Origin of the sequence: Amycolatopsis sp. TNS106 (genome assembly GCF_019330265.1) — a bacterium.
Classification (GTDB): Bacteria; Actinomycetota; Actinomycetes; order Mycobacteriales; family Pseudonocardiaceae; genus Amycolatopsis; species Amycolatopsis lurida.
Window position 1 is genome coordinate 5932938 of sequence record NZ_CP024972.1, and the last position, 18837, is coordinate 5951774.

Consider the following 18837-nt stretch of genomic DNA (forward strand, 5'->3'; position numbering starts at 1 on the left):
TCCCCGAGTCGTCAACCTCGGGTTGACGCGAAGGTGGCTTTGAGATCGAAGCCGTTGGCCTCCAGCGTTTCGAACCGCGGCTCCGGATCCGCGGCGAACAGGCGGCGCGCGGCGATGTGGTCCGGCGGCCGGTTCACCGACTCCACTCCGACGAGCACGCCGTCGCGGAACGACAGCACCGAGAACTTCCCGCCTTCCCGATCCCCGGTCACGACGGTCTTGTCCGCCCCGGTCAGCAACCCGGCGATCTGCAGTTTCGCGCCGAGCTGGTCGGTCCAGAACCACGGCAGGCTCTCGTAGGGCGCGGGTTCACCGACGAGAACGGCCGCCACGGCCCGCGCCTGGTCGACGGCGTTCTGCACCGACTCCAGCCGGGTCGCCGTACCCGCCTGGACACACGGGAAGTTCGCGCAGTCCCCCACCGCCGAGATCTTCGGGTCGCTCGTGCGCAGGTGTTCGTCGACGACGACGCCGTTCGCCACGGCGAGCCCCGCCTCTTCGGCGAGCCGGGTCCGCGGCACCACCCCGACCCCGACCAGCACCAGGTCGGCGAGCAGGCGGCTGCCGTCGCTCAGTTCCACCTCGGTCACCCGGCCGTCACCGTGCAACGCGGTGACGCCCGTGCCGAGCAGGACCGTGTGCCCGGCCCCCTCGTGCAGAGCCTCGAAGTACGCCGAGACTTCGGGAGTCGCGACACGGGCCAGCAACCGGTCCTGCGCCTCGACGATCGTCACGGGCCGCCCGGCGTGCGCGGCGAATTCGAGCCCGATGAAGCCGCCACCGATCACCACCACGTTCTCCGCGCTTTCCAGCGCGGCACGCAAGACATCGGCGTCATCCTTGGTGCGCAGGGTGAACACACCGTCCAAAGTGGACCCGGCGACCGGCAGAACGCGGTTGTCCGCTCCTGTCGCCAGAACGAGATGGTCGTACGCGTGGGCACTCCCGTCCTCGAGCACCACTTTCGTGCCCTCGCGATCCACCGAAGCGACCCGGCCGGGGATCAGCTCGATGTCCTTCTCCTCGAAGAAGTCCTCGGGCCGCAAACGCAACTGGGCGTCGCCCGCGGTCCCGGTGAGATACCCCTTCGAAAGCGGAGGCCGCTGATACGGCAGGCCGGGTTCGTCACCGATCAGCACTACCCGGCCGTCGAACCCCTTGTCCCGCAGCGAGGTCGCCACTCCGAACCCGCTCTGCCCGGCCCCTACGACGAGGACGGTCTCCATCGGCGCTCCTTCCGTTGTGCCCGATGTCCATTCAACACCGCTTCTTCGCAACGTGATCCTCACGCGGAGGACGCGCTACGGTCATGCCCGGCGAGTCCACTGCTTGTTCCCGCACGTGAGAAGGGGGCTCCATGACCAGGCCCGAGGTCCACCCGGTCGATGCCCGCCCGCCCTTGCCGAAGCTGACCTTGCTCGGCCTCCAGCACATGACGATCATGTACGCGGGCTCGGTGGCCGTCCCGCTCGTCGTGGGCAGCGCGCTGAAGCTGGACGCGGCGACGATCGCGTTGCTGGTCAACGCGGATCTGCTGGTCGCGGGCATCGCGACGCTGATACAGGCGGTCGGGATCGGGAAGATCTTCGGCATCCGGCTGCCGGTGGTGGCGGGCGCGACGTTCACCGTGGTCAACCCGATGATCATGATCGCGTCCCAGTACGGCATGCAGGCCGTCTACGGCGCGATGATCGCGTCGGGCGTCTTCGGCCTGCTCATCGCGAAACCGTTCGCGAAGATGATCCGATTCTTCCCGCCGCTGGTTTCGGGCACGCTGCTCGTGGTCATCGGCGTTTCGCTCATCGGCCCGGGCGTCGGCCTGATCGCCGGCCACGACACCGGATCGCCGGATTACGCGAAGCCCGCCAACGTCGCGCTCGCGTTCGGCGTGATCGCGGTGATCGTCCTGTTCACCCGGGTTCTGCGCGGGTTCGCGAGCCAGATCGGCCCGCTGCTGGCGCTGCTGATCGGTCTGGTCGCGGCCATCCCGATGGGCTTGGTGAGCTTCAAGGGGATCGCCGACGCCGGCTGGTTCGGTCTCGCGTCGCCGTTCCACTTCGGCCCGCCGACCTTCCCGATCGCGGCCGTGCTCTCGATGTGTGTCGTGATGCTGGTGACCTACACCGAATCCACCGCGGACCTCGTCGCCGTCGGCGAGATCACCGGACGGCAGGCGACGGACTCCGACCTCGCGCGCGGCCTCGCCACCGACGGCCTTTCGGCCATCCTCGGCGGCGCGATGAACTCGTTCCCGGACACCGCTTTCGCGCAGAACGTCGGTCTCGTGCAGATGACCGGGGTGCGCAGCCGGTGGGTGGTCGCGATGGCGGGTGGCCTGCTCGTGCTGATGGGCCTGGTGCCGAAGGTCGGTGCCTTCGTCGCGGCCGTGCCGGAGCCGGTGATCGGCGCGGTCGCGGTGGTCATGTTCGCGATGGTCGCCGCGGTCGGCGTACAGAACCTGAAGAAGGTGGAGTTCTCCGGGAACCACAACACTTTCATCGTCGCGGTGTCGGTCGGCGTCGGCCTGCTGCCCGCGTTCGCCACGAACCGGTTCGGGAACTCGATCTTCTTCCAGCATTTCCCGGCGTGGCTTCAGACCATCTGCGGCAGCCCGATCACGGTCGCCGCGATCGTCGCTTTCAGCCTCAACCTGCTGTTCAACCACCTGGGCAAACGCCGGGAGCCGGATCTACTGCAAGCGCCTTAGCAGAAGAGCCATTTCGGCCACAGCTTGCACTCTTCGGTCGGCGTCGTCGAGGGCGGTGGCGGAGTCGGGTTGGGCGGCTGCGGCACGACAGTGGATCCGGTCGTCCTCGGCGGATCGGCGGGCTCGTTCGACGAGGTCGGCGTGGTCGGATCCGGGGAGTCGGACGTCGACGCGGCCGAACTCGACGTGCGGCGGCTGGACGACGTCCGGCTGGGCCGCGAGGAGGGCTCCCCCTCGCCGGTTTCGACCGTCTCGGTGGCCGGGACCGCTGACGTCGCGCCGGCTCCCCCGTTCTCCGAAGGCCGCTTCGGCATTTCGATGACGCTCATCTGGTGCGGCGCCGCGTTCGGTTCCGGGTCCGAATCGAACCCCACGAGGACGGCGGCCGTGCCGCAGGCGACGACCACGGCGATCACCACCGCGACAACTCTCCAGCGTGACTTTGCCCGTGACTCCTCGTGGTCGTCCCAGCCCTCGCGAATAAGCAGGTCGGCGACCGAAACGTCGTCGTCATCCACCAGTTGAAACCTTTCACACCGGGAACGAGCGAGGAGTAGTTTTACCGCAACTCACCGCCGAATGGGTGAAGTTAACCAAAAATTATTCACCCGATGGAACACGCCAGCGTAGGCCAGTCACACAGCGTGCATTCATCCGCTTCCGCTCCTATCGGCGGTGGCCGACCTTCGGTTCGCGTATACAGCGCCCCCCGCGGGTGGTGTAATCGACGTTGCCAGCACCGGAAGAGGGGATTCGGACGGACCATGGAGGCTGACGCCCTCGCCGTGCCCGGAGCCGGGAATTCCGGTCATCCGGCAGGTACCCCGCTCGGAAACGGGCCGGTCGGCGATCTCGGCCTCGCGGGCGACCACGCCGCCATCTGGTCGTACGACTTCGAGCAGGAGACCCTGTCCTGGCTGCCAGGACTGGAGAACCTGCTGGGTGGCGGCGTCCTCACCGAAGCCGAGATCGAGTCGAGGCTCGCCGACCTGGTGGCCCCGCTGACCTCCGGCACCCGCACTTCCCCGCCGTGGCGCGAATTCGAACTCGAACAGTCGTTCCGGAACCCGGCGGGCGAGGTCCGCTGGGTCCGGTTGCGTGCGCGCACCATCGGTGACGACAACGGTTCGACGGGCCTGCTCGGCATCGCCACCGACGTGACCGACATCCGCGAGAACCGGCAAGCCCTCGAAGATCTCACTGACCGTTACCGGCTTTTGGTGGAACTCAGCCCCGACGCGGTCTGTGTCCACGAAGCCGGGGTTGTCACGTACGTCAACCGAGCGGCCGTCTCCGCACTCGGAGCGTCTTCGACCGCCGAGCTGATCGGGCGGCCGATCATGGACTTCGTCGCCGACGAGTCGCTCCCGGCCCTGCTGGACAGGATCGCTTCGCTGCACCGCCAAGGCGCGTCGACCGACCCCGCCGACACCGTCATGCTCCGCCTCGACGGCACGAAGTACCTGGTCCAGAGCATTTCGGTGCGCACGACGTGGGAAGGCAGGCCCGCGTTCCAAGTCATCATGCGTGACATCAGCGCGCAGAAGGCCGCCGAGGCGACCCTGCGCTACCAGGCCGCGCTGATCAGCCACGTCAGCGACGCGATCATCGCGACCAGCGGCACCGGCGTGGTGACCAGCTGGAACCCCGCCGCCGAGAACGTCTACGGCTGGACGGCGGGCGAGGCGATCGGCGGCACGGTCAGCGAACTCGTCGGCGCCGAGCTGGACCCGGAAACGGTGCTGCGCAGGGGCGGCGTCATGCGGACGACCCACCGCCATCGCAACGGCTCGACTCTGGCCATCCGCATCTCGGCCGCGGAGATGAACGACGGGTTCGTCCTGGTCTGCGCCGACGAAACGGCCCGGCGGCGCGCCGAACAGCACTACAGCACGGTGGTCGCGTCCCTCGACGAAGGCGTGGTCGTGATCGGCCCCGGCGGTCTCATCGAATCGGCCAACCCCGCGGCGTGCCGGATCATCGGTGTCGGCCACGACGATCTCATCGGCGTCCCGTGCGTGACACTGGAGCTGTACGACGAACAGGGCCGTATCCCGCCCGCCCGGATGCCGTCGGTGATCACCCGGCGCACCGGGGCCACGCTGACCGGTCTCGTACTGCGGCTGCGGAGGCCCGCCGGCGACGACGTCTGGATCTCGCTGACGTCGCGGCTGCTGACCCCGGAAGACCCCTCGGCCCAGGCGGTGGTCGCCTCGTTCACCGACATCACCGAACGCCGCGCCATCGGTGAACGGCTCGCCCACGAGGCGACGCACGACCCGCTCACCGAACTCGCGAACCGGACGCTGGTGCTGGACAGCCTGGCCGAGGCGCTGTCCGGCGCCGGCCGCGCCGAGCTGACCACGCTGCTGTTCATCGATCTCGACAAGTTCAAGGTGATCAACGATTCCCTCGGGCATTCGGTCGGGGACAAGGTGCTCCGCATCGCGGGCGAACGGCTGCGCCGGGGGATCGGCGAGAACGATCTCGTCGGCAGGCTCGGCGGCGACGAATTCGTCGTCGTGACCGCGGAGATCACCGAGCCGCACGAGATCAAGGCGCTGGCCGAGCATCTGCGCGAAGCGCTGACCGAACCGATCACCGTCAACGGCAGGCAGCTGCACATCGACGCCAGTATCGGCATCGTCACCGCGGCCAACGACGACACCAGGACCGCCGAAGACCTCCTGCGCGACGCGGATGTCGCGATGTACCAAGCGAAAACGCTCGGCCGGGCGCGCTACGAGTTCTTCGACGTCGAGCTGCGAGAACGGATGCAGCGGCGGCTCCGCATGGAACAGGACCTGCGCGACGCACTGCAGAACGAGGAACTCTGGACGGCGTACCAGCCGGTCGTGGACATCGAATCCGGCGAGATGGTCGCCGTGGAAGCGTTGCTGCGCTGGAAACATCCGGCACACGGCACGATCTCGCCCGCCGAGTTCATCCCGCTCGCCGAGGAAAGCGACCTGATCAACCTGATCGGCAAGTACGTCCTGCGCACCACCACCCGCGAGATCGCCAGACGGCGCGAGCAACTCGGCATCGACCTCAACCTCAAGGTCAACCTTTCGGCCCGGCAGCTGGACGACCCGCATCTGGTCGCCGGCGTGCAGGACGCGCTGAAGACCACCGGGCTTCCGCCGCGTGCGCTGACCCTGGAGGTCACCGAAAGCGCGCTGATGCGGGACCAGGCCGCGGCCGCCGAAGTCCTGACGTCGTTGCGCGATCTCGGTGTCTCACTGGCGATCGACGACTTCGGCACCGGCTACTCGTCGCTCGCCCAGCTGCAACGGCTCCCCTTGGATACGCTCAAGATCGACCGCACCTTCGTCACCGGCATCGCGGAATCGCGCGACGCGGCGGCGATCGTCAAGAGCATCATCGCGATGGCGCACGCCGTCGACCTGATCGTCGTCGCCGAAGGTGTCGAAGACGAAGAGCAGCTCGCGATCCTGCGTGAGCTGCACTGTGACCAGGCGCAGGGCTTCCATCTCGGTCGCCCCGCCCCGCCGGACGAACTTTTCGGAGCCGTGGGATGAGTGTCGAGATCAAAGCCGGAGAAGACCGCTACGACATCGTCGTGGACGGGAAGACCGCCGGGTTCCTGGAAACCCGCACCCGCCCGGACGCGATCCTGTTCCTGCACACCGAGATCTCGGACGACTTCGCGGGACAGGGCCTGGCGGGCAAGCTGGTGACCGCGGCGCTCGACGACGTCCGGGCGCAGGGCAGGTCCGTCCTGCCCTACTGCCCGTACGTGCGCTCGTTCATCGCGAAACACCGCGAGTACGAGGACCTCGTCCCCGAGGACAAGCGCGCCGAATTCGAACTCTGAGCCTCAGCCCGGATAGATCGTCAGCAGCTTCGCGAGCTCGTCCTCGGTGAGGACGACGTCCAGTTCGCGCAGTGTCGCGTCGAGCCGCTCGGGCGGGATCGTGGTGGTCTCCTTGGTCCCGTCCGGGCGTTCGACGATGAACTCCTCACCGACCAGTTTGCGGCTGAGTCCTTCCTCCAGCCGCATGACCACCAGCTGTCCGGTGAACGGCGACCGCGGATGCGTAGACGTGTAGTGGTGGTAGACCTCGTAGTCGATCCGGTGCATCGGCGTGAGTGTGAAGGCGTGCAGGTCGGTCCAGTCGTCGCCCTCCTTCTTCTGCAGGCGCCACCAGTCTCCGTCGGCGACGAGCCGGTGCGGCCAGCCGGCCTGATCCACCACGGCGCCGTCGACCAGCGGCATCGGAACCAGCATCCCGGCGCCGAATCCGACGTCGACCAGATGCGGGATGCCGTCCGCCTCGATCACGAGCGTCATATGCGTGTACGGCCCGTTCTTCTGCGGCTGCACCCGTGCGACCAGACGGCGTGCGGGGTAGCCGAGCTGCTCGGCGGCCGCGGCGAAAAGGCTTCCGTGCTCGTAGCAGTAACCGCCGCGATGGCGGGAGACGAGTTTGCCGATCACGTCTTCGAGCGCGATTCCCTTGTGCTGCCCCAAAACGACGTCGACGTTCTCGAACGGGACGGCCAGGACGTGTGCCCTCGCCAGCTCACGCAGCGCGGCGGCGGAAGGCTTCGCGCGGTCCTGGCCGATCCGGCCGAGGTAGGTGTCGAGGTCGAGGGCGTCGACGGTCCATTCGTCGACCTGCTCAGGTGCGATTGTCATGCTCCGAGATTGACACCTCCACCTAACTGGAGGTCAAGGTCCGCCAACTGGTAACTGGCAACGGCCACCGACTTTCGTCACTTCCACGGACGAGTGACGATTGGCCACCCTTCCGGAGTGAGCCGGTGAAACACACCGGTATGGAAGGAGAAAGCAGATGAGGACTCGTACCCTCGTCGCCGGTCTGCTGACCGGAGCGGCCGCCGTACTCGGCTTGGCGATGCCGGCTTCCGCCGCCGAACCGCCCTCGGGCGTTCAGCCGCTGATCGTGGGCGGTGTGGACGCGACCGAGACCTACAGCTTCATGGCGTCCATGCAGACCAAGAGCGGTGACCACAACTGCGGTGCGTCCCTGATCTCACCGGAGTGGCTGGTGACCGCCGCGCACTGCGTCGAGGGTGAGCAGCCGTCGAACTGGCAGTACCGCCTCAACACCACCGACCACACCAAGGGCGGCGAGGTCGCCGAGGTGGACAAGTTCGTGGTCCACGAGAAGTACGACGGCTCGGGCCCGTACGACATCGCACTGGTGCACCTGACCAAGCCGGCGGAGGCGGCGCCGATCGAGATCGGCCAGTCCCCGGCCGCGGGTACCGACGTGCGGGAGATCGGCTGGGGACTGACCTGCCCCACGCGCGGCTGTGGTGAAGCACCGGTGGTGCTCCAGCAGCTCGACACCAAGATCGCCGAAGACAGCGGATGCTCCGGCTCCGGCGCCTACGACGCGCAGACCGAGCTGTGCATGGACAACCAGGGCGGCAAGGCGAGCGCCTGCTACGGCGACTCGGGCGGCCCCGCCGTCGTGAAGTCGGGTGACAAGTGGACCCTGGTCGGCGCCACCAGCCGCGGTCAGACCGCGAGCTGCCCGGAGATGCCGGGTATCTACACCGACGTGACCGCGTTCGGCGACTGGATCAAGCAGCAGACCGGTAAGTAGACGCCGAGTCCCGCACCGCGCGGTGGCGCCCGATGCTCCTGCGACATCGGTCGCCACCGCGCGGTCGCGTGAATCCGCCCCAGGCATGAAAAAACCGCCTTGATCTGGATCAAGGCGGTTCGTTGAGCGGTGGCCAGGGCCGGGGTCGAACCGGCGACCTTCCGCTTTTCAGGCGGACGCTCGTACCAACTGAGCTACCTGGCCGGGAACGCCGGCAAGGAGCCGAACGATCTTGCGACCCTGACGGGACTCGAACCCGCGACCTTCGCCGTGACAGGGCGACGCGCTAACCAACTGCGCCACAGGGCCTTGCATACTGCTTTGTAACTGTACTGCGTACTCCCAACGGGATTCGAACCCGCGTTGCCGCCTTGAAAGGGCGGAGTCCTAGGCCGCTGGACGATGGGAGCCCGGTTCGGTTTCGGCGAACCGACCGACCCGCGCTCTCCGGTGTCCCCGGGAGCGAACATAACTATAGGACACCCCCGATTCCGCTTCCGCACAGGGGGTCCCTTAGTTGTTCACAGGGCTGGGACCTGCGAGAACGCGGTGACTTCAGGATATCAGGCCCGAGCCGCCGTCCGGACCTGAAACGAAGCCCGGCCGCGCGGCACACTCCGCGCGGCCGGGCCCCGTGAACGAACTCAGCGCTGAACGGGCGCCTGCCCGTCCTCGTCCAGCGTCAACCCCAGCATGTCCAGCAGCTGGACACAGTCATCGACACCCAACGCCCCGTTGGCCACCGCCAGCCGGGCACGGCGCACCTGGTCGTCGGACACGCGCTGCGCGTCCCCCTGACCGGTGCGCTGCGCCGGCAGACCACCGGCCAACGTCGTCGAGCTTCCCCCATCGGCACCTTCGTACCGAAGGAGGAACTGTCGAACTTCCACAGACCCACCCATGGTTCCTCCAGACGGCCAACGAACAGCTTGGCCGCGAGGCTAGCCAGAGCCGGCCGCGACACACAGCCCCCCGGAGAGTGAACCTGTCGCCACGCTCCGCACAACGCAGAGCGAGCACGCGTATGTCCGCGCCACATGAACCCCAGGCGAACCACAGGTGGCGCCCTGCCCGGAATTCTGCCCGCGCCCACTCGCCCTTCTCAGCAAACCGTGCAACAATCGATTTGCTGACACACCCCCGGTCAGCGCCTGTGGAGATCCCCTCCGACCCCCGCGTTCCTCCCCCTGGCGCGGGGGTCGCTCCGTTTTCTGGGGGCCACCCCCAGACCCCAGGTTCCTGGCGGCGGCGGTTGGCAGCCCAGGTCCGGTCCCGTTGGTTTTTCCTCTTCCGGTTGCGGGTGGTGATCACGGGAAAAGGTTTTCCTGTCGGGGTTGGGCCATTCGAGACAAATAAATGGGTGTGTCGTGGCTCACTGTGGTTGGTTTGCCGAGACCGAACCGTTATCGTGGCCCGGTGCCCCTTCCTTCCTTGAGCCGTCGTAGCGGCAGCCGCACGAACCTGAAGCCGGTCAACCCCGGTCGTCACCGCAACTCCGCCTCCAAGGAGGCCGAAGCGGTCGTCGAAGACACGGAGCTCACCAGCTACCTTCGTGCCCTCGCCCCTGAGAACGACCCGGAAAGCACCGGCACCGGCAAGCGCTTCGGTGAAGCACAGGTGTTCCAGCTGCGCATGAACCTCATCGCCTGCGAACAGCTCAAGGACGCCGCCGCCGAGCGCAACCTGTCGCCGCAGGCGCTGGCGCAGGAATGGATCCTCGAGCGCCTCTCGTGGGAGTCGCAGGCCAACTCGGCCCAGCAGCGCCGCCACGAGGAAGCCCACACCGACGAATTCCGCTTCGACGCCAACGCGTGGGAGCAGCCCGTCCCCCGCTGACCCGTCGCCCGGAACGGAACAGCACAACAGAAGAAGCCTTCAAGGCAAGAGAAAAGCCCCCGGCGATCGCCGGGGGCTTTTCCGATCAGTCTGAGCAACGCCTGAAGGGCGGACTCAGATCGCGCGGACCTTCTGGGCCTGCGGGCCCTTCTGGCCCTGACCGACCTCGAACTCCACTCGCTGGTTCTCCTCGAGCGTGCGGAAACCGCGACCCTCGATCTCCGAGTAGTGAACGAAGACGTCGCCCTCGCCGCCATCCTGCGCGATGAAGCCGAAGCCCTTCTCCGCGTTGAACCACTTCACAGTGCCTTGCGCCACCGCTTTACTCCTCGTTGCACATCCGCTTCGAGTGCCTCCGAAGCGACACCCAGACCGTCCCGGGCGGTTCCAACGAGTCGAGCGAAGAGCGCGTCACCGGCTCATGGCTCGCGTCAGAAGTTCCGCGAGTGTGAAGCCACGAACACGCAAAACGACGGCCTGATGGCAGCGTACCGGGATCTGGCCATATTTGAAGCCCGTGATCGGACTCTGGGCGCCCCCAAGTACCAAGGTCACCGGAACGTCGTATGCCGATCCGGCTTCTGCCGGACCCCCTCGCTACCCTTTCGCCGCGCGCCGACCTCAGGTCATCGCCGGACACGGACCGAAGTCGGTCATGCCCCGATCGTGAACCACGGCCCACCCGATTGTGACTCGCATCACTCTCCGTGGGATCAACTTAAGGGGCGGTCCGGACGTCATGGTCGGTGTACAGGGGAGCAAAGGGGAAGCTTTGAGGTTTTCGGAAACCGCGCGCCGCCGGGCGGCGTTCGCGGCACTGGGGTTGGTGGCCGTTCTGACGCTGGGGGCGTGCAGCAGCGAGCCGACCGTGTCGGCCAGCGGGCCGGACGGCGGCGGACCGGTCAGCAGTGACACCGGCGGGAAGGCGCCCGCCCCCGCCAAACTGACGTACGAGCCCGCCGCCGGTGCGCAGGACGTCGCGCCGGGGCAGCCCATCAAGGTCACCGTCGCCGACGGCACGCTCGACCAGGTCGTGCTGACCAATCCGGACGGCAAGCAGGTCGCGGGCCAGCCGTCCGAGGACAAGAAGAGCTGGTCCACCACCGAACAGCTCGGCTACGGCAAGGCGTACACGTGGTCCGGCAAGGCCACCGGCACCGACGGCAAACCCGTCGAGATCGGCGGCAACTTCACCACCGTCAAGCCGCGCAAGCAGGTGGGCGCGAACATCAACGTCTTCGACGGGCAGACGTACGGCGTCGCCATGCCGATCACGCTGACGTTCCCGAGCAAGGTCACCGACAAGGCGTCGGTCGAGAAGGCGCTGTCGGTCGAGACCACGCCGAAGACCGAGGGATCGTGGGCCTGGGTCCACGACGACACCTCGGTGCACTGGCGGCCGAAGGCTTACTGGCAGCCCGGCACCACGGTGAAGTTCAACGCCAAGATCTACGGCGTCAAGATCGGCGAAGGCGTGTACGGCAAAGAAGACCGCTCGGCGAGCTTCACGATCGGCCGCTCGCAGATCGTCAAGGGCAACACCCAGACCCACCGGCTCATGGTGATCCGTGACGGGCAGCAGATCGCGGACTATCCGGCCAGCTACGGCCTCGACGCCGACCCGGGCCGGGTCACGCCGAGCGGCACGCACGTGGTGATGTCCAAGCACGACACGTACTCGATGACCAACGAGCGCTACAACTACGAGAACATCGTCGTCCCGTCCGCGGTGCGGTTCTCGACCAACGGCGAGTTCATCCACGGCTACGCGCCCTCGATCTGGGCGCAGGGCAAGAAGAACATCTCGCACGGCTGCGTGAACCTGGCGCCGGCGAACGCCAAGGCGTACATGGACGGCGCCCTGGTCGGCGACCCCGTCGAGATCGAGGGCAGCACGGTGAAGATCAACCGGGCGCGCGACTACAGCGACTGGACCTACTCCTGGGACGAGTGGACCAAGCTGTCCGCTCTCGCGAGCTGAAGTACTTCCATGGAACCGGGCGGCCGGGAGACTCACAAGTCTCCCGGCCGTTCGTGCTTGACCGAGGACCTGTCTTCCGGGAGCGCGTCAGCGCGACGGGAAGACTTCACCCCGCGCGCCTCCTTTGGCCGGAGGCCACGGAAATATTTTGCCGGGCGCCTGACCGGCGAACCGCCGCTGACCAGCGGTCGAGCGCCCGGCGAAATCTTTCCGTCAGCGCGCGGAAAAAGACACTGCAACCGAAGGTGGGGCGGGACGCATGTCTAACGACGTAAGGCGCCGCGGCCAATGAGCGGCGCCCGGATCGAGGAGACACTCTTGCGTACTCGTATCGCTCTTTCCCTCGGCGCGCTGCTGCTGGCGGGCGGCGCCGCCTTCGCGACCACGTCGCTGGCGTCGGCCGATCAGAGCGCCCCGTCGCCGACGGCCACTCAGGCGCCCCAGCCGCCGACCAAGGCCCCCACCGCGGCACCGGGCGAACCGACCCGCGCCACCACCGCCCCGGCGCGTCCGGAGCCTGCCCCGCAGACGACCCGCCCCGGCGTCGTGAAGCCGGGTGAGCACCGCGTGCCCAAGGCCGTTCCCGCCGGGCCGACCGGGGATCTGCACCTCCCCGCCATCGTCGAAGGAGCCGGTAACTAGGTGTCGCTGAGCCGCTCGTCGAAGACCGGGACGGGCTCGCCGTGGGACGGCGAGTTCGCCCGGTACTTCGACGAGCGCGCGCACAATCTGCGTGCCACCGCGTACCTGCTGTGCGGTGACTGGCACCAGGCCGAGGACATCACCCAGGCCGCGCTGCTGAAGCTGTACCTGGCTTGGCCGAGGCTCTCCCGGCACGACGCGCTCGACGGCTACGCGCGCAAGATCGTGCTGCGGACCTTCCTCTCCGAGCATCGGCGCGTGTGGCGCAAACGGGAGAAGCTCACCGACACTCTTCCCGACGTCCCGGGCGAGGCGGGTGGCACCGAACAGGAGATGCTGGTCAGGCACGCCCTCTCCGGTATCGCCCCGAAGCAGCGGGCCGTTTTGGTGCTGCGCTACTTCGAAGATCTCGGCGTCGAAGAGACGGCCGCGGCGCTGGGCTGCAGCACCGGGAACGTGAAGAGCCAGGCCGCGCGGGGCCTGGCGACCCTGCGCAAGCGGCTCGGACCGCATTTCAGCGAACTGGCCTTGAGCGGAGCGCACGACGATGGGAGGTGAGGAGATGGACGAGGACATCAAAGGCGTGCTTTCGCACGGGGTGAGCGGTCCCCCGCTGGGTATCCGGGCGGCGGACATCATCGAGCGGGGTGGCCGGATCCGGCGACGACGCAAACGACTGGCGGTGGCGGGGAGTTCGCTGGCGACGGTCGCGGTGATCGTGTTCGGCGCGATCGCCGTCGGCGGTCGTGGTGGCGAGGGTTCCACGCCGGTACAGCCGGCGGTGCCGGGCCTTTCGACCATCGCCCCCGCACCGGTCTCGCCCGCGCCTTCCGAGACTCCACGGCCGGAGGTCGCTCCGCAGGAACCACCCGTTTCGGAGACGACGCCGAAACCCGGGCAGACCCGTTCGGTTCCCCGGACCGTCCAGCCGGGCCGCACGACGACGGCCGTCCCACCAGGGCCCACTCCGACGAAGCAGCCGAGCGAACCGCCGACGGCGGTCACGACCCGCTGACCTCCTGCCCGGAACGTCCGATTCGCAGGATGTGACCCAAAGTAATCGGAAATTCTCCGACACTGGCTTCACCTGGTGCTTCGTCACCGATTTGGGGGAACGGTGCTCGCGCGGCCGATCCAAAGCGCTGAACCAGCACGTTTGAACGCCTACGGTCGGGGGAACAAACCCTCGACGATGGGTAAGTAAACGGGTGGGTCGGGAGGTCAAACCCATGGCCGAAGAGGCGCTGAGCGCGTCACATCAGGAAAAAGGGGAACCGGCGGAGGCCCCACCTGAGCAGATCAGAAAGGCCGTCGCCGGAGCGGCGATGGGTAACTGCATCGAGTGGTACGACTTCGGTGTTTTCGGCTTCATGCCCGCCATCCTGGGGCAGGTCTTCTTCAACGCTTCGAGCACTTCGGAAGGTGCGCTGGCGACCTTCGCGGTCCTCGCGATCACCTTCATCGTGCGGCCGTTCGGCAGCTTCGTGTTCGGTCCGCTGGGGGACAAGATCGGGCGCCAGAAGGTGCTCGCGCTGACGATCATCCTGATGTCCGGGTCGACGTTCATCATCGGCTTGTTGCCGTCCTACGCCACGATCGGCCCGGCCGCGGCCGTCCTGCTGATCCTGTTGCGCACCATCCAAGGCTTCTCGGCGGGCGGTGAGTACGGCGGCGCGGCGACGTTCATCGCGGAGTACGCGCCCGCCCGGCGCCGGGGATTCTGGGGCAGCTGGCTGGAGTTCGGCACGCTCGTCGGGTTCGCGATGGGCGCCGGCTTCGTCACGATCTTCACCGTCGTCCTCGGCGACGAGGCCATGCGCGAATGGGGCTGGCGCCTGCCGTTCCTGATCGCGGGCCCGCTCGGCATCATCGGTCTCTACCTGCGGAACAAGCTGGAGGACACTCCGCTGTTCCAGGAGATCGAGAAGAAGAACCAGGTCGAGAAGTCGCCGCTGAAGGCGCTGCTCAAGAAGCACTGGACGTCGATCCTGCACCTGATCGGCATCGTGGTGATGCTGAACGTCGCCGACTACATCGTGATCACGTACCTGGAGACCTATCTCAAGGACGTCGTCGGGTTCAGCGGGCACGCGCCGTTGCTGATCATCCTGGCGACCATCGCGCTGATGCTGATCTTGATCGTGCCGGTCGGCATCCTGTCCGACAAGATCGGCCGAAAACCCATCCTGATCGCGAGTTGTGCGAGCTTCCTGGTGTTCCCGATCCCGGCGTTCTCGCTGATGGGCGCGGCCGCGGACGATCAGAACGCCTGGCAGCTCATGCTCGGCCTGGTGATGATCGCGGTACCGCTCGTGCTGATCCTCGCCGTGCTGGCGGCGACGCTGCCGGCGATGTTCCCGACTCAGGAGCGCTACGGCGGTTTCTCCATCGGGTACAGCGTTTCCACCGCCGCGTTCGGCGGCACGGCGTCGTACATCATCGGCAGCCTGGTGAAGTCCACCGGCGACAACCTGTGGCCCGCGTACTACCTGATGGGCGCGGCGGCGATCGCGGCCATCCCGATCCTGCTGCTGCCGGAGACGGCCGGGGTGTCGCTGCGCCGCATCGTGAGTTCGCGGATCATCCGGCGCCGGAAGCCGGAACCGGCCACTCCCGGCGGCGCCTCGGAGCTACCGGCGAGTTAACGTCTTTCCATGAGCCGTATCTCGCAGCCGTGGCCGCCGGTCGAAGTCGAACCGGCGACCGTTCATCCGAAAGCCCCGCAGCCGGGCAGTCACCTCGGCATCCACTTCGGTGAGTGTTTCGGGTGCGGCGACGAGATCGAGGCCGGGCTCCACCTGCATTCGACGGTGGGCGAAGGGACGACGGTGTACTCCAAGTTCACCGTCACCTCCGCCCATCAGGGTGCGCCCGGCCTCGCCCACGGCGGCCTCCTCGCCTGCGCCTTCGACGAGGCGCTCGGCGCGACCGTCGGCAACCTGCTGCGCCGCCCCGCGGTCACCGGGAAGCTGGAGACGGACTTCCTCCGGCCGGTCCCGGTCGGTTCGACCCTGTACATCGCCACGAAACTGGACGGCGTCGCCGGCCGGAAGATCTACGTGAGCGCCGACGGACGGCTCGACGCCGAAGACGGCCCTGTCGCGGTGCGCGCGAGGGCACTGTTCGTGCGGGTCGAGTTCGAGCACTTCAGCACCCACGGGGATCCCGAGGCGCTGCAGAAGCTCGCCGCCGCCCACGAAAAGGCCAAGCGCGAACGCGAATGGGACATCAACCCCTGAGCGTTTCGTCATCCGAATGCGGTGGTTCGTGGGACGAACTACCGCATCCAGATGACGAATTGCGGGCTAGGTGAGGGTGCGGGGCCGGATCGCGTTCGCCTTGTCGACGAGTTCGACACGCTGGTCGACCGAGCCTGCCAGCCGGGCAAGCGTCCGGTAACAGCGCTCGAGCCCGAACCGCAGGTCTCGTTCGTCCAGGTCACAGCCCAGCACCTTCGCCCCCGGCGTCGGCCGGTTCTGCGAGTTGAGCCAGCCGTACGCCGCTTCGAGGACCTCCGCGGACAAACGCGTGCGACGTTCGGCGTCGAGTTGCAGCCGCTCCAGCCTGGTCGAGGCGTCGACGAGATCCCGCTCGGACACCATCACCGGGTCCTTGCCGCCGCCGTTGATCCTGGTCTTGATCTTGATCGCGGCCACCTGCGCGGCGACATAATGCGTCGAAGACGCCGGGACGGCTTCGAGCACCTCGATCGCGCTCGCCCTGGCGCCCTGCGCGAGGTACACGCGAGCGAGGCCGAAGGCGGCGCTGACGTACGACCGGTCCGTTCGCCACACCAGCTCGTAGTAGCGCGCGGCACCGAAGTAGTCCCCGACGCCTTCCGCGCTGACGGCCAACGCCAGCTTCGGCGCGATCTCGCCGGGCAGGTCGTCGTAAACCGCTTCGAAAGCGACGTGCGCGACGCGGGACCGGCCGCCCGCGAGCTCGATCAGCCCGCGGTACCAGTCGATCCGCCAGTCGTGCGGGAAGCCCGCCTTGATCGCGAGGTACTGCGCCGCCTGCAGCTGCCGCTGTGCCTCGACGAGCTCACCCAGCTCGATCCGGGCGCGGACGATGCGCAACCGGACCTCGATCGACTCGCGCGGCGCGCCGGCCAGCGACTCGATCGCCCCCTTGGGATCGAGCGCGACCGTCGACGCGAGCACGCCCGCCGCCGCGTCGTCCGTGTCGACCTGAGGGATCGGCAGACCCGCGACCACCTCGCCGGGATCCGGCAACGGCACACTCCCGCCGTGCTCCGGGACGACCATGTCGACGCCGAACGTACGCGTCTCCGGCCCGAACACGGTCGAAGCGCCGGGGCGCGGCTTCCCGGTACCCAGCGCCATGATCTCGCGGAGCACACCGGTCAGCTGGTCGGCCATCTCCTCGGCCGCGATGAACCGGCGATCCGGGTCCGTATGCGTCGCGCGCTTCAGGAACCGGTAGTACGAACCGAAGAGCGCGAACAACGGGACGACGTCCGGGCCGGGCAGGGTCGTCTTGTACTTGGTGGTGTAGCCGGAGAATTCGAAGCTGAGGACGGCGAGCGTGCGGCCGACCGTGTACAGGTCCGACGCCACCGAAGCGCCATGCGTCGCCAGCTCGGGCGCGCTGTAGCCGGTGGTGAAGAACAGCGGGCTCTCGTAGTCGTCGATGCGGCGGACCGCGCCGAGGTCGATCAGCTTGAGCTGTTCGTGCGTCTGGATGACGTTGTCGGGCTTGAGGTCGCAGTACAGCAGGTTCTGGCCGTGCAGGTAGCCCATGGCGGGCAGGATCTCGAGCCCGTAGGCGATCACCTGGCCGATCGGCAGCGGCTCCGGGCGCTTCGTCTCGCGGTGGTGCGCGAGCGCGAGCTGGCGCAGCGACTGGCCGCCGACGTACTCCATGACGATGTAGCCGACCGAATTGCCGGTGTCGCCGTCCGGGTGCTGTACGAAGTTGTGGATCTTGACGATGTTGGGGTGTTCGACCTCGGCGAGGAACCGCTGCTCGTTGGCAGCGGCCGCCATCGCGGTGGCGTCGCCGGTGTCGATCAGGCCCTTGAGCACCACCCAGCGGTCGCTGACGTTGTGGTCCTGCGCGAGATAGATCCAGCCGAGCCCGCCGTACGCGAGCGCGCCGAGGACCTCGTACTGGCCGCCGACGATCTCGTTCGGCCGCAGCTTCGGAACGAAGGAGAACGGGTTGCCGCACTTCTCGCAGTTGCCCTCGGGCGAGCCGGGCTTGCCGTCCTTGCCGCGGCCGACCTTGGCGCTGCAACTACCGCAGAAGCGCTTCTCCTCCGACACCATCGGGTTCTCGAGGACCGCGGACGCCGGGTCGCGGTACGGCACCTGCGGGACGTCGACGAGCCCCGCGCCGAGGCGGCCACGACGGGACGTGCGGGACGACGTCCGGCGCGCGGTGCCGGGGAACGAGCCGGTTCCGGTGCCGGTGCCCGTGCCGCGGCTGCCCGATCCGGTGCCGGTGCCGGTTCCACGGCTTTCGCTGGATCGTTCGGGGAGGACGCTCTCCGTGCCCGGATCCGGCAGCTGCCCGGGTCCGTTGTCGACGCGCGGCGTCGGCGGCATGATGCTCTGCGTCTCCGGCGCCGGCGAGGCGAGCACGCTGGTCGGCTGCGGCGCGTCGGCGGGCGCCTGGTTCTTCGGACTCACCGGGGCCATGTCGCCCGGCGGACGCGTCGGATCCTCGGCGCCAGGGATCGGCCGCTGCCGGCCGCGCGGCGGAGTCTGCGGCCGCTGGACGGGCGCGTTGATGGCCGTGCGCTCGGCGTCTCTCTCCGGCGTGGGCTCCTGCTTGGGCCGCGACGGATCGGAGAGATCGAGCCTGCCGGAAATGGACGGTTCGGGCGTCTCCCAGCGGACCGGCGCCGGCGGCGTCCAGGAGGCGGACTCCGCCTCACGGTCCGGCGTGGCGTCGTCCGGCGCTGCGTGCCGAGGACGGCGCGGCTCTTCCGACACTGGCTACCTCCCGAAATCCCCGCGACGGCGTCATCCCCGATCCTAGTGGTGAGCAGGCAGGTCGTGTCCGCGCCGGGTCGAACCCGCTACGGTGCGGTGGAGAACCGATTC

General features: G+C 67.9%; 17 protein-coding genes and 3 tRNA genes. 11 read left to right on the forward strand and 9 right to left on the reverse strand.

Annotated elements, in window-relative coordinates; genetic code table 11:
* Nucleotides 1-11: 11 nt before the first annotated feature.
* Nucleotides 12-1226: an NAD(P)/FAD-dependent oxidoreductase gene (locus CVV72_RS26955; protein WP_219146308.1), complete on the reverse strand. Its 1215-nt coding sequence runs from the start codon at nucleotides 1224-1226 to the stop codon at nucleotides 12-14.
* A 131-nt stretch (nucleotides 1227-1357) separates the two neighbouring features.
* On the opposite strand from CVV72_RS26955, the gene CVV72_RS26960 reads away from it, so the two are divergent.
* Entirely contained in the window at nucleotides 1358-2707 is a 1350-nt protein-coding gene (locus CVV72_RS26960) for a nucleobase:cation symporter-2 family protein (protein WP_219146309.1), read from the forward strand.
* Here the strand turns inward: CVV72_RS26960 and CVV72_RS26965 are convergent.
* Nucleotides 2704-3225: a serine/threonine protein kinase gene (locus CVV72_RS26965; RefSeq protein ID WP_219146310.1), complete on the reverse strand. Its 522-nt coding sequence runs from the start codon at nucleotides 3223-3225 to the stop codon at nucleotides 2704-2706. The two genes, CVV72_RS26960 and CVV72_RS26965, sit on opposite strands and share 4 nt — an antisense overlap.
* Nucleotides 3226-3471: 246 nt before the next feature.
* Here CVV72_RS26965 and CVV72_RS26970 point away from each other — a divergent pair, with 246 nt between their 5' ends.
* Both CVV72_RS26970 and CVV72_RS26975 read left to right on the forward strand, forming a co-directional pair.
* On the forward strand, nucleotides 3472-6249 hold the full coding sequence (locus tag CVV72_RS26970; protein WP_219146311.1) for an EAL domain-containing protein: 2778 nt from the start codon (nucleotides 3472-3474) through the stop codon (nucleotides 6247-6249).
* Nucleotides 6246-6545 (forward strand): GNAT family N-acetyltransferase, encoded by a 300-nt coding sequence (locus CVV72_RS26975; protein ID WP_219146312.1) that lies wholly within the window; start codon nucleotides 6246-6248, stop codon nucleotides 6543-6545. Before CVV72_RS26970 ends, CVV72_RS26975 begins: the two co-directional genes overlap by 4 nt.
* 3 nt (nucleotides 6546-6548) lie before the next feature.
* On the opposite strand, the gene CVV72_RS26980 is transcribed toward CVV72_RS26975, so the two are convergent.
* Nucleotides 6549-7370 carry an arylamine N-acetyltransferase gene (locus CVV72_RS26980; protein ID WP_219146313.1) on the reverse strand — a complete coding sequence of 274 codons (822 nt, stop codon included), beginning with the start codon at nucleotides 7368-7370 and terminating at the stop codon, nucleotides 6549-6551.
* 157 nt (nucleotides 7371-7527) lie between these two features.
* On the opposite strand from CVV72_RS26980, the gene CVV72_RS26985 reads away from it, so the two are divergent.
* A complete protein-coding gene (locus CVV72_RS26985; protein WP_219146314.1) occupies nucleotides 7528-8307 on the forward strand; it encodes a trypsin-like serine protease in 780 nt (259 codons plus the stop codon).
* A gap of 130 nt (nucleotides 8308-8437) precedes the next feature.
* Here the strand turns inward: CVV72_RS26985 and CVV72_RS26990 are convergent.
* From CVV72_RS26990 to CVV72_RS27005, 4 genes are all read right to left on the reverse strand, one after another.
* Nucleotides 8438-8511, reverse strand: a tRNA-Phe gene (locus CVV72_RS26990).
* A gap of 31 nt (nucleotides 8512-8542) precedes the next feature.
* A tRNA-Asp gene (locus tag CVV72_RS26995) sits at nucleotides 8543-8616 on the reverse strand.
* Nucleotides 8617-8644: 28 nt separating this feature from the next.
* Nucleotides 8645-8717: transfer RNA gene (locus tag CVV72_RS27000), tRNA-Glu, on the reverse strand.
* 234 nt (nucleotides 8718-8951) lie between these two features.
* Nucleotides 8952-9209: a hypothetical protein gene (locus tag CVV72_RS27005; RefSeq protein WP_020633070.1), complete on the reverse strand. Its 258-nt coding sequence runs from the start codon at nucleotides 9207-9209 to the stop codon at nucleotides 8952-8954.
* Nucleotides 9210-9723: 514 nt separating this feature from the next.
* On the opposite strand from CVV72_RS27005, the gene CVV72_RS27010 reads away from it, so the two are divergent.
* Complete coding sequence (locus CVV72_RS27010) at nucleotides 9724-10143, forward strand: hypothetical protein (RefSeq protein ID WP_034310430.1); 420 nt, start codon at nucleotides 9724-9726, stop codon at nucleotides 10141-10143.
* A 114-nt stretch (nucleotides 10144-10257) separates the two neighbouring features.
* Here CVV72_RS27010 and CVV72_RS27015 read toward each other — a convergent pair whose 3' ends face one another.
* Nucleotides 10258-10461: a cold-shock protein gene (locus CVV72_RS27015; protein ID WP_003097368.1), complete on the reverse strand. Its 204-nt coding sequence runs from the start codon at nucleotides 10459-10461 to the stop codon at nucleotides 10258-10260.
* A gap of 421 nt (nucleotides 10462-10882) precedes the next feature.
* On the opposite strand from CVV72_RS27015, the gene CVV72_RS27020 reads away from it, so the two are divergent.
* The 6 genes from CVV72_RS27020 to CVV72_RS27045 all read left to right on the forward strand — a co-directional run bounded on the left by CVV72_RS27020 (nucleotide 10883) and on the right by CVV72_RS27045 (nucleotide 16005).
* Nucleotides 10883-12124 (forward strand): Ig-like domain-containing protein, encoded by a 1242-nt coding sequence (locus CVV72_RS27020; RefSeq protein WP_219146315.1) that lies wholly within the window; start codon nucleotides 10883-10885, stop codon nucleotides 12122-12124.
* A gap of 288 nt (nucleotides 12125-12412) precedes the next feature.
* Entirely contained in the window at nucleotides 12413-12766 is a 354-nt protein-coding gene (locus CVV72_RS27025; RefSeq protein ID WP_126732296.1) for a hypothetical protein, read from the forward strand.
* Complete coding sequence (locus CVV72_RS27030; RefSeq protein WP_034310423.1) at nucleotides 12767-13324, forward strand: SigE family RNA polymerase sigma factor; 558 nt, start codon at nucleotides 12767-12769, stop codon at nucleotides 13322-13324.
* 4 nt (nucleotides 13325-13328) lie between these two features.
* On the forward strand, nucleotides 13329-13781 hold the full coding sequence (locus CVV72_RS27035; protein WP_255632274.1) for a hypothetical protein: 453 nt from the start codon (nucleotides 13329-13331) through the stop codon (nucleotides 13779-13781).
* Between the two features lie 214 nt (nucleotides 13782-13995).
* Nucleotides 13996-15411 carry an MFS transporter gene (locus tag CVV72_RS27040; protein ID WP_219146317.1) on the forward strand — a complete coding sequence of 472 codons (1416 nt, stop codon included), beginning with the start codon at nucleotides 13996-13998 and terminating at the stop codon, nucleotides 15409-15411.
* 9 nt (nucleotides 15412-15420) lie between these two features.
* Nucleotides 15421-16005: a PaaI family thioesterase gene (locus CVV72_RS27045; protein ID WP_020633063.1), complete on the forward strand. Its 585-nt coding sequence runs from the start codon at nucleotides 15421-15423 to the stop codon at nucleotides 16003-16005.
* Between the two features lie 66 nt (nucleotides 16006-16071).
* On the opposite strand, the gene CVV72_RS27050 is transcribed toward CVV72_RS27045, so the two are convergent.
* On the reverse strand, nucleotides 16072-18726 hold the full coding sequence (locus tag CVV72_RS27050) for a serine/threonine-protein kinase (RefSeq protein ID WP_219146318.1): 2655 nt from the start codon (nucleotides 18724-18726) through the stop codon (nucleotides 16072-16074).
* Nucleotides 18727-18837: the final 111 nt, after the last annotated feature.

Coding starts and splice junctions, on each gene's coding strand:
- CVV72_RS26955 (WP_219146308.1), bottom strand. CDS start 1,226: ATGGAGACCGTCCTCGTCGTAGGGGCCGGGCAGAGCGGGTTCGGAGTG.
- CVV72_RS26960 (WP_219146309.1), top strand. CDS start 1,358: ATGACCAGGCCCGAGGTCCACCCGGTCGATGCCCGCCCGCCCTTGCCG.
- CVV72_RS26970 (WP_219146311.1), top strand. CDS start 3,472: ATGGAGGCTGACGCCCTCGCCGTGCCCGGAGCCGGGAATTCCGGTCAT.
- CVV72_RS26975 (WP_219146312.1), top strand. CDS start 6,246: ATGAGTGTCGAGATCAAAGCCGGAGAAGACCGCTACGACATCGTCGTG.
- CVV72_RS26980 (WP_219146313.1), bottom strand. CDS start 7,370: ATGACAATCGCACCTGAGCAGGTCGACGAATGGACCGTCGACGCCCTC.
- CVV72_RS26985 (WP_219146314.1), top strand. CDS start 7,528: ATGAGGACTCGTACCCTCGTCGCCGGTCTGCTGACCGGAGCGGCCGCC.
- CVV72_RS27005 (WP_020633070.1), bottom strand. CDS start 9,209: ATGGGTGGGTCTGTGGAAGTTCGACAGTTCCTCCTTCGGTACGAAGGT.
- CVV72_RS27020 (WP_219146315.1), top strand. CDS start 10,883: ATGGTCGGTGTACAGGGGAGCAAAGGGGAAGCTTTGAGGTTTTCGGAA.
- CVV72_RS27025 (WP_126732296.1), top strand. CDS start 12,413: ATGAGCGGCGCCCGGATCGAGGAGACACTCTTGCGTACTCGTATCGCT.
- CVV72_RS27035 (WP_255632274.1), top strand. CDS start 13,329: ATGGACGAGGACATCAAAGGCGTGCTTTCGCACGGGGTGAGCGGTCCC.
- CVV72_RS27040 (WP_219146317.1), top strand. CDS start 13,996: ATGGCCGAAGAGGCGCTGAGCGCGTCACATCAGGAAAAAGGGGAACCG.
- CVV72_RS27045 (WP_020633063.1), top strand. CDS start 15,421: ATGAGCCGTATCTCGCAGCCGTGGCCGCCGGTCGAAGTCGAACCGGCG.